Source organism: Virgibacillus profundi, assembly GCF_002287375.1.
Classification (GTDB): Bacteria; Bacillota; Bacilli; order Bacillales; family Amphibacillaceae; genus Virgibacillus_K; species Virgibacillus_K profundi.
In genome coordinates this window covers 1-14,106 of sequence record NZ_NPOA01000011.1, presented here as the reverse complement: position 1 = coordinate 14,106, position 14,106 = coordinate 1, and the positions used below count along the sequence as shown (strand labels likewise).

Here is a 14,106-nt window from a genome sequence, read left to right as displayed (position 1 = left end):
TTATTTTTCTAATTCAATTTAAGATTAACCTCCCATTTAGTATTATAATCTCATTATAAATCAAATCAATTTACTTATCACCTTTTTATCTTAATAAAACATCAGAAAAAGATAGTTTATCCTCTGTAGATAAGCATGGTAAAATGAAAGTGGGAATATAGTCGAGAGCTATACAATGAAGGAATAGCTGTAGACCATTTTAATATGAAGAAGGTGTTGTTTATGCCAGATTGGTCTTATCATCCATTAAAGAAACTTTTATTAGATAAAATAAGTCCGAAAACAAGCCGAGAGTTTATACATAAATCCATGAGCACAATTGCATCTATTCCTGGTGGCAGACATATTATTGGGTTTTTGGGACATATAAAACCCCCACTGGAATTTCAAAAAGAAATGAATCATATGAAATTTCCTTCCCCAATTGGGTTAAGTGGTCATATTGATCCTAATTTGTCAGGTGTTAACGCCTTCCAGGAGTTAGGCTTCGGATTTGTAGAAATTGGGCCCATCGTCTTAAACGAACCAAAAGAACAAAGAGAACCAAAAAAGTCAGAGAGTCATATTCTGTTTTCCAATTATCAGGAGAAGGTTCCTCTTAAACTAGCGATTAAAAAATTAACTAAGCTGAATATCCAAATTCCCATATTGGCCAGGATAGATGAACAGATAAAAAGAAATGAATTGGACATAATTGTGCAACATTTAACACCTTTTGTGGATGGGTTTATCGGAACAAATGGGCAAATTAACTCATGTCAGGAAGATAATCTTATAGGGTTAGAGCGTCCTTTTTATGTATCTTTATCTACTGAAGAAATTCACAATAAAGAATTCAAAATGGAGGAAATCATACAGCCTACATGTATTGGCGGCATAGTCGTAAATGCTCCCCGTCAAACGGAGGGCAGCTATTGGTATGAGGCTACAAATGCAAATATGTGTCTAACTAAAACGGTTAAACAGGTTAAGGATCTTTATCCAGAGCTAAGGCTTATCACTTCTGGTGGTGTGGAGACACCAGAGGACGCTTATGCTTTATTTCGTGCTGGTGCGGATTTGTTAATGCTAACAGATGGCTACGTGAAAGCTGGACCAGGGTTACCAAAGCGAATACATGAACGATTATTGTATGAAGAAGTCCAACCTATTAAAAACCAAAACTGGTTCTGGTCGTTTTTATTCGGCCTTTCCATCCTAATCGGAGGAATCGTAGCCTTATATTTTGCGTTTACAAGTATTATACTCCCATATGATGAAACTTTTATCGGGTTAACAAGAGCTGAAATTCTACAGGTAAATCCACTTATTTTATCATTTATGTCACATGATAGAATGGCGCTGGCTGGAACGATGATATCTGGAGGAATATTGTATATCCAGCTTGCACGACACGGGATTAAACATGGCATGCATTGGGCTAAGGTTGCATTCCACAGTGCAGCAATTGTAGGATTTCTTGGGATTTTACTTTTTATCGGCTTTGGTTACTTTGATTGGCTTCATGGTTTGTTTTGGCTCTTCTTATTGCCAATATATTATTTTAGCTTTAAGGAAGGTAAAAGTGTTAAAGAAACCCCATATTCCAGTCATGGAAAGAATGATAAAGCGTGGCGATACGGACTCTATGGACAGCTCATGTTTATTATGCTAGGATTTTTGATCGTCGTTGGCGGTATAGTTATTTCGACAATAGGTGTATCCACAGTTTTTGTGTCAACTGACTTAAGCTTCTTATGTATGACCCCAGGGATGTTAGACAGTATTAATGAAAATTTGATTCCTGTTATCGCACATGACCGAGCAGGATTTGGCAGTGCCCTTGTAAGTGTTGGTTTGCTTGTTCTAATGCTTTCACTATGGGGTTTTAGAAAAGGGGAACGCTGGATTTGGAATACACTTGCTATAGGAGCATTACCTGCGTTTATCGCGGGAATTGGAACACATATATACGTTGGATATACAACTTTTATACATTTACTTCCCGTTTATTTTTTAGTAGTTTTATATTTGCTAGGATTAGTATTCTCTTATCCTTTCTTGAAAAAGAAATAGCCGTATCGACTAATGGGTACGGCTTTCGTATAAGAAATTTATAGCATCACCAAATTTTTTACACATTCTCCTTCAAAGCTTCTTCCAATGAAACTATATTAACTTGTTCACAATCCAGTGTCGTATCATTTATTTTGACAAACGGGATCAATAGCTGGTATTCCTCAAGCCAGGCATCATTTGTATAAATATCACGTTCTTCCAGTTCAAAGGGATAATCATGCTGAAGCATTAATAATAACGCCTTTGCATCATCACATAATGAACATACTTCTTTCGTATAAAAAATAACTTTTAACATGGCTTCCTTCACTTCTTTCTTTTCCAGGATGAGGGAATATTTAATTGTTCGCGGTATTTCATGACAGTACGGCGGGCTATTGTAATCCCAAACTCATCATTTAATTTCTTTTTTATTGCTTCATCTGATAAGGGCGCTTCTTCATGTTGAATCATTTCAACGATCAGCTGCTTTATTGCAAAAGCTGCAGTCTGCTTGCCATTTTCCTGCCTAATTCCTGATTGCAGAAAAAACTTGATCGGCAGGACGCCGTTTTTTGTCTGTACATATTTATGGTTAATTGCTCGGCTGATTGTGGAAATATGCAAATCAAGGTCAACAGCAATTTCGCGTAAAGTCAATGGCTGCAGCATAAAGGTTCCATGCTCAAAAAACATATATTGCTTTTCAACTATTTTCCTTATAACCAGCTCCAATGTATTAGTACGATAGGAAATAGCCTGATTTAGCCAATTGATTTGCTTATATTTTTCCTTCAAATAATCTGCTGCTTCTTTTTCGAAATCTTTGATGCCGGCATATGCCTGATTAATTTCAATCGTTGGCGAATTCCACTTATAAAAGGAGATTTTCCACTTTCCTTCTTCCTTATAAATAGATGCCTCTGGTATGATGTATTCAGCTTTATTTTCTGCCAAAAGCTGTCCAGGCTTTGGATGACAAGATTTAATATGGCCAATGAGCCGCTCGGCATGTTCTTCGGTGATACTATAATGATCGGCTATCTCGGCAATATTTTCTTCAGCGATCCATTCTAAATGTTCTGTGAGCAGATTTTCTATAAATTGATCATGGTGATCTTGCGCTTTCAATTGTAAGATAATACTTTCAGTCAGGTTCCTTGCACCAATACCAATCGGGTCCAGTGATTGAATCATATGTAATGCTTGTTCAACAGTTTCCATTTCCGCATCAAACTCAGCTGCCCAGAGCTCCATGTCAATTGTTAAATACCCGTCTTCATTTAATGAATCAATCCCATAATTAACGATTGGTTTGATATCCTCAGGAATATCCAATGTATATAGTTGATTTTTTAAATGATCATACATGGTTAGTTCAGCTTGGTTTATCTCTCCAATAGAAGTCTGATTGGATTGTGAAGATTTGTACTGTGCAATATCATAATCATAATTTACTTCTTCAATCAATGGATTTTCCTTGGAGATCTCCTGGATGTATTCAATTAACTCAACACTCGAAAATTGCAGAATATGAATGGCCTGAAGTAGTGATTGATTCATTTTCTGTTTAAGTGTCTGTTCTTGTACGAGTCTCGGCTTCATTGTTTTACACCCCTGAAAACATGTTCTCCTTCCTATTTTGCCATTATTTTATCCACATGTCACCTATTGTAAGTACAATTGACCATTTTTAAGATAAAACAGGGAAGGTTTTGCTACTTCTTATTTTCAGTTATACTAGGATTAAGATTATATTATAGGAGTGTTACAAATTTGATAGAAGTATATACAGATGGAGCTTCAAGTGGGAATCCCGGCCTAAGTGGTGCCGGTATTTATATAAAGACGGGCGGTCGTACGCATGAATATTCATTTCCACTCGGGATATTATCTAATCATGAAGCGGAGTTTCATGCAGTTATCAAAGCACTAGGGATCTGCAGGAGGCATTTTCCTGCCGAAATATTATCCTTTCGTTCAGATTCAAGAGTAGTTGTAGACGTCATTGAAAAGGGTTATACGAAAAACAAAACATTTCTTCCCCTCCTTGAAAAAATAAATGAAGAAGCTGATCATTTTCCTCACTTTTTTATCAAATGGATTCCTGAAAAGAAAAATGGTAATGCAGATAAATTGGCAAGAAAAGCAATACATCTATAGAGAGATTTACTTTTAACTCAAGAATTACTTCGATGTATGGAAGTTAAGGGAAAGTATACATAAAAAAATCCAAATTCCTCTAAGTTAATACTGAGAAATTTGGATTTTCACTATTTAAAATAAATAAGGTGATTACAAATCAGAAATCATACCACCATCAACAACGAATTGCGATCCAGTTGAATAACTTGAATCTTCCGAAGCAAGATAAATAACCAGATTTGAAACTTCTTCTACTTTTGCTCTTCTTCTTAAAGGAATGTCTTTTTCAAGTTGTTTAATATATTCAGCTACATCACCTTGTTCAGCCATTGGTGATTCAATTACTCCAGGATGTACAGAGTTAACACGAATGTTAAACTGGCCAAGTTCAGCTGCAGCACCCTTAGTCATCCCTGTAACAGCATGTTTTGATGCACTGTAAGCAATTGCTGTTGGAGCACTTACCAGACCGTCAACTGATGAGATATTTACGATTGACCCAACTTTTGCTTCCTTCATTGATGGTAATGCGGCTTTCATACCCAAGAAGACACCCAATTCGTCAATTTCAAATGTTAATCTGAAATCCTCTTCAGTTAGTTCTTCCAGTGGTTTAAAAATACCAACTCCAGCATTATTGACTAATACTGTAACTAATCCGAATTTTTCCTCTGTTTTTTCTATAACTTCTGACCAATTATCCGCTTTTGAAACATCAAGTTTTAATGCAATAGCATTTTTACCAAGCTCGTCTGCTAATTTTGCAGCAGCTTCCAGGTTAATATCAGTAATGGCAACTTTTGCACCTTCTTCAACAAATTTACGGGCATGCATAGCACCCATTCCTTGTGCTGCTCCAGTAATTATTGCGACTTTATTTTTGAGTTTTTCCATGATGAGCTCCCCTTTACTATTTTAATTTAATTTAGAATACATAACTCATATATACTTAATTAAATATATCTGAATTACATATAATATTACTCCTTTATTTTCCTTTAGTCAATTAGAAAGCTCAGACCTAAACATTATTCATATAATGTTCAGTTTATGGGAAGAAAATACAAGTACCATTTAAAATGAAGTAATATCAATGTTTAAATTGATTTTTTTGAAATAAAACAGGATACGACCACACCATGCCACGTCGTCTCGGAAATATTATCTCATATTCCACTAATGACAGCGGGTTACTGATATTGCAGGTATTATAAAAAGAATGTCGAATTAGTTACTGTACAGAGAATAATTCAACAAGCTTGGAACTATCATATCGTAACAAGCGTATTGAATAAACAGGAATTTCCGCAAAATATCGAAGTATATTAATAATGGGGTTATAGATTTATGGAATTTTTAATATTTTATTCTGATAACAAAAAGCAATACGAAATACGGTGCAATTTTCAGGAAGATTTATTTTCCTAACAGTTAATTACGGGAGCAGCATTATTAATTAAGAAGTTGGGGGATTGAATGTGACTAATACAACAAAAAGAATCATGACAGGTTTCCTTGTGTCTATTGTAATTTTTATTCTGATAATGACTTGGTTTTATCCTTATTCTTTTTTCAGTGTTCACAAAAGTTATTCTTACACACCTGACCCTGTCATTGTCGATGGATATATTAATGATTTAACAGAATTTAAAAGTTCATATGAAAAAGCTTTGGAGGGGTTAACAACTGATAAAACGATAGATTTGACAATTGACCGAACACAATATGTACTTCCATTGTTTGAGCAAGAATGGTTAATCAGTAAGGATCCCGTAAATATGAAAAAAGAAGATTTAAGCAATATATTATTTGAGGTAAAGAATACAAGAAACACTTTATTGAACCTTGTTGCCCGAGGGGATTATTCAAGTGAACAAAGACAATATTTAGTTGATAGCATAGAGAGTTTACTATTATTAGAGGAATCCATTGCTGAAATAAAATCAGGAAAAGCTGAATCAAGAAGAACATTAAAAACTCAATTTCATAATGTTTATGGGGATTTCATAGGCAACTTTATGATGTTTGAGATTTTTTATGAAAGGTCACAGAATGAGTAGTTTTTTTATTAAAGTCATCAGAAGAATCAATCGGTGCCAGCCTCCATTGCTTTCATGCTTTAAAGTAATGGAGGGAGAAAACCGAATACGATATACCTATGTTCCTTTTGAAAAAAGTCTAAATCCTTCTTATTACAGATTTACGTGAGTATATCATTTTATGTTGACTGAAAGTAAATCAAGTTTCAATGACTCCTCCAGAAAACGCAGCATTTCAGGCCATGACTCCGATGCTGCCGAAGCATTTGCTTCTCGACTCCCCCCAAACGTCATTGTCATTCCTCCGCCTACCTCCATCAGCACATTTGACGGGAGATTAGGCAGGCTATACGGAAAACAGAGAAAATGTCCGGCATTTTCATAGTTTACATGGACATCATTGTAAGGGCGATCCTCCTTAGAAAGACGCTCCATGACAAGATTTGCAAATGTAGTGGAGGGCCATAATTGATCATCCCCACCTGACAGAAGCATAACGGGAGCTTGAATATCCTCAACAGGAATACGTGCTACTTCAACTTTCTTTCTATTTTTTAATGTATTCTTCCAAATCGATAGAAAAGAAGCCGGGCGGCGGGCAATCCAGCTAGCGAACATGCCCAGCATGCTGGAAGGGCGATATGCAAATTTTAAATATGTCAAAACTTCCCCACCGTATGTCCAGGAAGGATCAGGTGAAAAAATATTGTTGCGCATGCCTGGTGTAATGACAGCACTTGGCGAGCCAGCAATAACCGATTTGATTTGCGAAAACTTTGCACCTAGTAAAAGTGCTAGCTCACCACCCCGGGAGAAGCCGATTACCGCAATCTTTTCTTCGTTCACCTCAGATTTCTGCTGAAGCCAATGAATGGCAGTTTCAAAATATTCCAGCGGGATATTAACTAAATCCTTAGGACGGTTTTCCACTCCAAAATAGGCTAGAGAAAAAGCTGCATAACCCCGTGAAGCCAGAAGTGCTGCTGCATTTTCCTGTGATCCTCCATCAGATCCACCAAGAATCAGTACACCAGGATGTGGACCAGCGGTTGAAGGCTGATAAAGCGTTCCAACAAGCCCTTTTTCAGTCACTTTCTGGCTGATAACATCCTCACTTGCAAATGAACGCTTCAGGATTGTCTGTGCAATCACTTCCTGTTCCAATTTCGCTGTGAGTTTTACCTTCATTGGTGTGGAGTCCATTTTTGTAAAAAAAACCTTTTTCTTCGAGTTCTTCAATTCCATCGACCAAAACAGACCCATTCCATCTACACCATCATACGAGCCAGTTAGCGGTTTTTGATTGCTTATATCAACTGTTCCATTGTCATCCGCTTCGAAAACCGCATAGGATGTAAATGTTCTATTTGCCTCATCATTCATTTCTGCATAAATAGTAACTGCCTTGTTAGGGATGCATCCAGTTAACTGAATTCGGATCATTTCATCTACGAGCGCATTTTCCGGAGTGACTGTGAATTGAGGCATGTCACCTATATTGCTGATCATTAATAAAATACCTCCAATTTCCTTTTTAAGTAAGAAGTTTTATACATTTTTCATTAAAAAATCCTTAATTCCTGCACCGCTCGTTCCACCGCTATATCATTGGCCTGATGAAATGCGGCAAAAGATTCAAGTGCCTCTCTTAAATTGCGAAGGAGCCGTGGCGTGACTTCCACCCAAGGCTCTATTTGAAGCAGTCGAATGTTAAGTTGCTGGTTTTCCCTGTCCAGACCTGGATCGATCCTGCCAATAAGACGGTCACCTGTAAGAATCGGCATGGCGTAATAGCCGTAGCGACGTTTTTCTTTTGGAGTGTAAACCTCCCACTTGTAGTAAAAATCAAAAAGGTCCACTAGCCGCTCCCTACGCCAGAGCAAATTATCCAATGGTGGAAGAAACCGGATCTGGGTCTCTTCCATTGAAAATTGCTCTTCCTGCAATTGTAGTTCCTGTACTTTCAATTGATTCAGATCCTCTGCCAGTATATAATACTGCCTTCGGATGCCTTCTATTTCCAGCGGGATTACGCTACCGGCGTCCACACGTTTTCCGATTGCCTCCCTCCGCTCTTTAGCACTCATTTTTTGCCAGCCTAGTCGGGCATCTCCCAGATCAAATACACGATATGCCCGCAAATATTTTTCCATAAGTACCTCACTTGAAGCAGCTACATCCATTTGTTCAGCTCGCTCCAGCAATTCTCCAGGTATTGTTTGATCAGTCAAATCAAAGTAACGCTCACTGCTTGTCCGTCTTACAACACGGATAGCAGCCGTATCAAGGAGTAGGTTTAGGGCATGGGAAGTGGCCTTTGTTTTCGGAAGCTTGTTATCCCAGGCACCATGCACACGGTCTTCAGTGCGAAAAGCACGTGACGCCAGTGGTCCTTCAGCCTGTAGTCTCTCAAGTACTTCGTCTGCAATGGGGCCAAGCTTATCTATTTTTTCCTGTACCTTATTTTGAAACCTTATGCGGGTTGATTCAAATAACGGATAATCCTCCATTGGAATCGCACAGGCAGCATTCGCCCAATACTCAAATAATTCCTTCTCTGCCAGTAGCTCATTTAACATCTCCGGGCGATAGCCGTCCATACGGGCCGCCAGTACCAAATGCTGATTACGTTCAACTGAAGCAACTGCGTCAAGCTGAACACATTCCAGCTTCCGGATCAGTTCAAGAGCTTTCTCTTTTGTAGAGCAATTCTCCTGATTCTTATCTTGGAAAAGCAGCTGCTGTGTATCCAGCAGAAAACGCCTTGCAGCCTGTTTATTCGTTTGGTAAGAATTCATCAGTCACACCTGCTTTCTGGGGGACAGAGGGGCAGGTTCCTTGTCCCAAACTTTGTTCGCCACCATAGGAAAAGATTCTATTACCTTTATAATTAGACAAAAGTTAATGAAATCCTTTTTTACCATTTATATAGTATATACTCAACAAAGTCAGTTGAAGCGTTAAGTATAGGATTGAAAAGGTTAAAACATTATCTTGGGTAATATATATCTGTTAGAACTACCTTATTTATACTGCTTTCCAAATAGATTTTCTAACACTATTAAAAATTCCTGCCGAATCACCATATGTTATACTACTTTTATAATAATTAATCTGAACAGGAGTTTGAATGAATGGCACATTTTACAATTAATCAGGAGATTATAAAAGGTGAGTCTCTCCCCTCATTTTCCCTTACCATCGATGATTCGTATGCGACGGCTATTTACAGTGATACAGATATGCAGGTTGAGTTGGTGAAAGCTCTCCTCGGTAATGCCAAGATCCCGGTTTTTGATCAGCAGGAAGGATTATACAGCCGTCTAACTGTGGAGAACAATATCGCCTTTTTTCATAAATGGTTTGGATGTCAGACACCGTTGCCAGAAATTCTTGTGCAGTTTGATCTGCAAGGCTGTGCAAAAAAACCATTGCATAACTGTTCGGAATCTGAAGCACGCCGTGTCTACTTTGCCAAATATTATATGAGCGGTATTAATCCGATAGTGTTCCGTGAACCGATACATGGTGTTGATGTCAGGACAATCAATACCTTTATCAATATGCTTCAAAAAATAAAGGGTCATCAAATACCTGTACTTATTTTAGTATCTAACCTGGAACATGCGCTCTTGCTTGGAGACGATGCATACAAGCTTCAGCAAAATGGCATACAGCAAGTTGAAATTGATGAAGAGGACGCAGGCAAACCCGAATTGAAGAGCTCTGAGCGGACCAGCCCAGCGACGGTAAATCTATTCAAAATCCCGGCAAAAGTAGATGATAAAATGATTCTTTTTGACCCGCCTGAGATTGACTACATCGAAAGCCAGGATGGAAAGGCGATGATTGTCATCAATAATGAAGCCTATGCGATGGATTCCACGCTGGCGGAAATCGAGAAAAAATTGGAGGTTTACGGTTTTTATCGTTGTCATAGGTCCTATATCGTGAACCTGCAAAAGGTACGTGAAATTATTACATGGTCAAAAAATACATATTCACTCAGAATTAATAATAAAATACAGTCAACCATTCCGCTGTCACGAACCAAGATTCAGGATATCCAGGAGAAATTCAGCTTGAAATAGGTACAGTTCAGCCCGAATAGATGGAACAAGCCAGCTTTCACATGTAGTTTTTTAACTTAAATCCGGTACAGTTCACTCAACTTATGATACATTCCACTCCAATATGACTGCATCCTTAAGCCCCATCAGCTACGATTAAAGCAGTTCATCGAAGGAGGTTTTCAATTGGAAAATGCAATTGAAGTAACAGGAATGCAAAAAGTGTTTGGCAAAAATACCGCCATTAAACAGGTCAGTTTCAATGTAAAAAAAGGTGAGATTTTCGGACTACTTGGACCAAGTGGATCTGGCAAAACAACTACTATAAAAATTTTAACTGGAGAGATGGCTCAAACTGCTGGTGACTTGAAAGTGCTTGGTATGGAATCGGCAAAGTTTGGAACATCAGAGTTTAAATCCAAGATTGGTATATTATCAGATAACAGCTCACTGTATGAGCGGCTGACCGTCTATGATAACCTGAAATTATTTTGTAAATTATACAATGCACCACTGAATCAAATCGATGTGATGCTTCGTGAGGTAAATTTGTATGATGAGCGTTCTAAAACAGTCTCGAAGCTGTCAAAAGGGATGAAACAACGTGTACTGCTGGCCAAAGCTCTCATTCATAAGCCCGAGCTGGTATTTCTGGATGAACCGACATCTGCTTTGGATCCTGGAAATATGGTACACATTCACCGCGGGCTTCAGAAGCTGAATGAAGCCGGAACAACAATTTTTCTAACAACCCATAATATGGAAGAGGCAAATGAATTATGTGACCGTGTTGCATTTCTGCATAATGGCGAGCTGCAGGAATTGGACAGTCCGGCAGCGCTTCGCTACAAATACTCGACACATGCTTTTCATGTGGAAACATTTGAAGGCGAAAGACTGGTGATTGAAAATCAACCGAAGAAAGCCGATCAAGTCAGAGAATTGATCGCAAGCGGACAAGTGAAAGCAATGCATACAGATAATCCAACACTTGGTCAGATCTTTTTAAAAGTGACTGGAAAGGAGCTGGTATAATGAATATTCAACGTATAAGTGCCATTTTTGAAAAAGATATCAAAGATTTCATGAAAAACATGATGCTGTTGACGATGCCGCTGATTCCTGTCGCACTGGCGTTAATGTACACTCGAATGGGTGATGGAGAATTTCCGCTTTCTCTGCTCTATTTTATTGTCGGGGTGACTTTTTCAGCGGTTACATCAGCTATAATGATGACCATGATGGCAGAGGAGAATGAGAAGAAGACATTGCGCGGACTAATCCAGTCACCTGCTTCGTTTTTGGATATCATTATTGGTAAAAGTCTTGTAACAGGACTTATAACGCTCGTATCTCTTGTTGTATCACTAATGATCATTGGCATTGATCCATTTCTGAACTTCAGGGTCATCATGGGACTAATCTTGCTGTTTTTGTTCTTTCTATTGCTTGGCATCGGTATTGGACTATTTTCAAAATCGATTGCTGCAACATCCGTTTACCTGATGCCAGTCATGTTTCTGTTTGGTTTTACGCCTATGATTGGACAGCTCGGATTTCCTGAAGACAGTATCGTCATGGCAATTTTTGATATATTTCCAGTCATGCAGGCAATCGAAATACACGAAACCAGCTCCTGGCTACCACTTGGTATTATAGCTGTTTGGGTCATTGGCGCAGCTTTGTTTGCGTATGTTTGTTTTAAAAAGACAACAACAGATGATTAACTATATCCCCCAGCCGCATTTTCAAATGAGAATGTGGCTGTTTTTTAAAAAATATTGTTTGATTAAACTACACAGTATCGGAACTAGTTACTCCAATTAAGTTGTGGACTTTCTTATTCAGATACCCATATCAAAATATTCTTCAACCAGTTTATAATGATGGTTTTCATGAATTGCCAGTAAATGTATACACTGAATCAGATTCGGATAATGTGCAATTGGATCCGGATAATAGATTTGTCCTGCAATCCTCTCATCAACATGACTAGTTAAAGAAATAAGCTGGTTTGTTTCCTCTTCAAGCATTTTTTTAATTTCTTCTATACTCCTTTTATTTTCCAGTTCAGCTGGTGGGTCAATTACAAATGGAGCTTTCATCGGCTTTCTTTTTTTCTGGTTATATTCCTTATAAATATCATGTATTTCCGTTTGATAAGCTTTGTTTTTCCGCAAATGAGCTACCGGAGTCATGACAGGTATATAAAGACCCGAAAATCGCCTAAACATACGAACCATCAGAACAAGATGGTACAGCGTTTCACCTACTGACCACTTATCTGGCTTTGGTTTTACCCAGGCGCCAATTTCATTAATAGATAATTTATGATAAAACGCTTCTCTTTGTTGTTGTAATTTATGAAAATAAAAGTCTATCTTCTCGCTTTTCAATTAACAAACAACCTTTCTTAAGCACTTTAAGCACACCCGTTTAAAAAATATTGTCTTAACTACATCCACGTTCATGACCTAAATCTAATAGTTCCAGGACTCTGGTACCTTATCCTGCAAGAACTTAATTAACTCTTCCTCATTATTTGTTTGGAGCACTATATTATTATTATCAAAAGCAAGATAAGCTGGAAGTTCTTCTAACTCTAAGAATTTGAATCGTTTTTTAGCCTCCTCAGGAGTGAGTTTCGCAAAATTAAATGTATTTACATTTCTTATATTATTTTCTTCTTGCCAATCAAACCAGTCTATCTTTCCCACATTTTCGTCTCCTAAAATCAATAGGGAGTAATGGTCCTTTTCATCAGAGTAATATCTTTCTTCAACAGAAAAAGAAGCTTCCGACGAAAATACTATTTCATTAGAATTTGAACACCCTGCTAATAATACAAAGCCTACTACAAAAAACGATAGGAGTACTTGCTTCAAAATGAATTACCTCCTTTTTATAAATTTATTCAACCAAGGTTAGAATAGGTGAACTACCCACCACTTACCACCCCTAGGGATTGCTTGAAGTGGGGGCTTCTTGGGTAATCGCCACTTTTACTAGCTGACGAAATTGACCAAGCTAACCCTCTTGTTCCAAAAGTTTATATTTTTATTAGGCAGTCGCTAATAAGCGAATACCTTCTTTTTTGATATTCAGCGCGGAGTTATAATCTCTATCAAGATGTAGTCCGCACTTGCATTGATAGATACGTTCTGACAATGTTATATCTCTTTCTGAACCACAACTCGAACACGTCTTTGTAGAAGGATACCATTTGTCTATTTTGACAAGTTGCTTCCCTTGTTCTTTTAGTTTGTATTGTAGAAAAGAGGTGAACATTCCCCAGCCATTGTCAGCAACGCTTTTCCCAAATTTTAGTGCTTGCGACATCCCTCTCATATCCAAATCTTCAATGATAACCGCATCGAAGTTCGTCGCTAATTCTCTTGATTTATGATGAAGGAAATTCTTGCGTTGATTTGCAACCTTTTCTTGAATTATAGCCACTTTGATACGTTGTTTATTCCTATTAGAAGAACCTTTTTTCTTTCGAGAAAGTTTCCGGTTTTCCATGGCTAATTTATCAAGCATTTGTCGATAAAAACGAGGGTAATTGGCTTTCTCACCTGTTTCACTATCAACAAATAGACCATTCATGGCAAAATCTAATCCTACAACGCTTTGAATTTCTTTATCTTTTATATCTGTCTCATACTCTGTCAAAATTGAAATATAGTACTTCCCTGACGCAGTCATTGAGATAGTGCATGACTTAATTTTATGTTTAGCAGGAATCTGTCTATGCTGCTTCATCTTTACCATTTTAAGCTTAGGTAACTTGATATGACTATCCACTAACTCAATAT

The 14,106-nt window shown here is 37.7% G+C and carries 14 protein-coding genes; 6 read left to right on the top strand and 8 right to left on the bottom strand.

Annotated features, from left to right (window positions below; translation table 11 throughout):
- Positions 1–222 precede the first annotated feature (222 nt).
- Positions 223–2,055, top strand: coding sequence for a dihydroorotate dehydrogenase (locus tag CIL05_RS15055; RefSeq protein WP_095656376.1), 1,833 nt, complete (start codon positions 223–225; stop codon positions 2,053–2,055).
- A gap of 58 nt (positions 2,056–2,113) precedes the next feature.
- On the opposite strand, the gene CIL05_RS15050 is transcribed toward CIL05_RS15055, so the two are convergent.
- A complete protein-coding gene (locus tag CIL05_RS15050) occupies positions 2,114–2,356 on the bottom strand; it encodes a glutaredoxin family protein (protein ID WP_095656532.1) in 243 nt (80 codons plus the stop codon).
- 8 nt (positions 2,357–2,364) lie between these two features.
- A complete protein-coding gene (rpoN, locus tag CIL05_RS15045) occupies positions 2,365–3,642 on the bottom strand; it encodes an RNA polymerase factor sigma-54 (RefSeq protein ID WP_095656375.1) in 1,278 nt (425 codons plus the stop codon).
- Between the two features lie 171 nt (positions 3,643–3,813).
- On the opposite strand from rpoN, the gene CIL05_RS15040 reads away from it, so the two are divergent.
- Positions 3,814–4,200: an RNase H family protein gene (locus tag CIL05_RS15040; RefSeq protein ID WP_095656374.1), complete on the top strand. Its 387-nt coding sequence runs from the start codon at positions 3,814–3,816 to the stop codon at positions 4,198–4,200.
- Between the two features lie 132 nt (positions 4,201–4,332).
- Here the strand turns inward: CIL05_RS15040 and CIL05_RS15035 are convergent, their stop codons facing one another.
- Entirely contained in the window at positions 4,333–5,076 is a 744-nt protein-coding gene (locus CIL05_RS15035) for an SDR family NAD(P)-dependent oxidoreductase (RefSeq protein WP_095656373.1), read from the bottom strand.
- Between the two features lie 584 nt (positions 5,077–5,660).
- Here CIL05_RS15035 and CIL05_RS15030 point away from each other — a divergent pair.
- On the top strand, positions 5,661–6,242 hold the full coding sequence (locus tag CIL05_RS15030) for a hypothetical protein (RefSeq protein WP_095656372.1): 582 nt from the start codon (positions 5,661–5,663) through the stop codon (positions 6,240–6,242).
- A gap of 153 nt (positions 6,243–6,395) precedes the next feature.
- On the opposite strand, the gene CIL05_RS15025 is transcribed toward CIL05_RS15030, so the two are convergent.
- Positions 6,396–7,730, bottom strand: coding sequence for an acyl-CoA thioester hydrolase/BAAT C-terminal domain-containing protein (locus tag CIL05_RS15025; protein WP_095656371.1), 1,335 nt, complete (start codon positions 7,728–7,730; stop codon positions 6,396–6,398).
- A gap of 53 nt (positions 7,731–7,783) precedes the next feature.
- Complete coding sequence (locus CIL05_RS15020) at positions 7,784–9,019, bottom strand: winged helix-turn-helix domain-containing protein (protein WP_095656370.1); 1,236 nt, start codon at positions 9,017–9,019, stop codon at positions 7,784–7,786.
- Positions 9,020–9,355: 336 nt separating this feature from the next.
- Here CIL05_RS15020 and CIL05_RS15015 point away from each other — a divergent pair, with 336 nt between their 5' ends.
- From CIL05_RS15015 to CIL05_RS15005, 3 genes are all read left to right on the top strand, one after another.
- Complete coding sequence (locus CIL05_RS15015; RefSeq protein ID WP_095656369.1) at positions 9,356–10,312, top strand: response regulator transcription factor; 957 nt, start codon at positions 9,356–9,358, stop codon at positions 10,310–10,312.
- 165 nt (positions 10,313–10,477) lie between these two features.
- On the top strand, positions 10,478–11,326 hold the full coding sequence (locus CIL05_RS15010) for an ABC transporter ATP-binding protein (protein WP_095656368.1): 849 nt from the start codon (positions 10,478–10,480) through the stop codon (positions 11,324–11,326).
- The gene (locus CIL05_RS15005; protein WP_095656367.1) at positions 11,326–12,018 is read left to right on the top strand and encodes an ABC transporter permease; all 693 of its coding nucleotides are present in this window, start codon (positions 11,326–11,328) and stop codon (positions 12,016–12,018) included. The genes CIL05_RS15010 and CIL05_RS15005 overlap by 1 nt, the downstream gene beginning before the upstream one ends.
- Positions 12,019–12,135: 117 nt before the next feature.
- Here CIL05_RS15005 and CIL05_RS15000 read toward each other — a convergent pair whose 3' ends face one another.
- The 3 genes from CIL05_RS15000 to CIL05_RS14990 form a co-directional block, all read right to left on the bottom strand.
- Positions 12,136–12,687, bottom strand: a complete 552-nt coding sequence (locus tag CIL05_RS15000) for a DinB family protein (protein WP_095656366.1) — start codon at positions 12,685–12,687, stop codon at positions 12,136–12,138.
- An 84-nt stretch (positions 12,688–12,771) separates the two neighbouring features.
- Positions 12,772–13,176: a hypothetical protein gene (locus tag CIL05_RS14995; RefSeq protein WP_095656365.1), complete on the bottom strand. Its 405-nt coding sequence runs from the start codon at positions 13,174–13,176 to the stop codon at positions 12,772–12,774.
- A 175-nt stretch (positions 13,177–13,351) separates the two neighbouring features.
- The coding region (locus CIL05_RS14990) for an RNA-guided endonuclease InsQ/TnpB family protein (RefSeq protein ID WP_108721310.1) at positions 13,352–14,106 on the bottom strand (755 nt) is incomplete at its 5' end.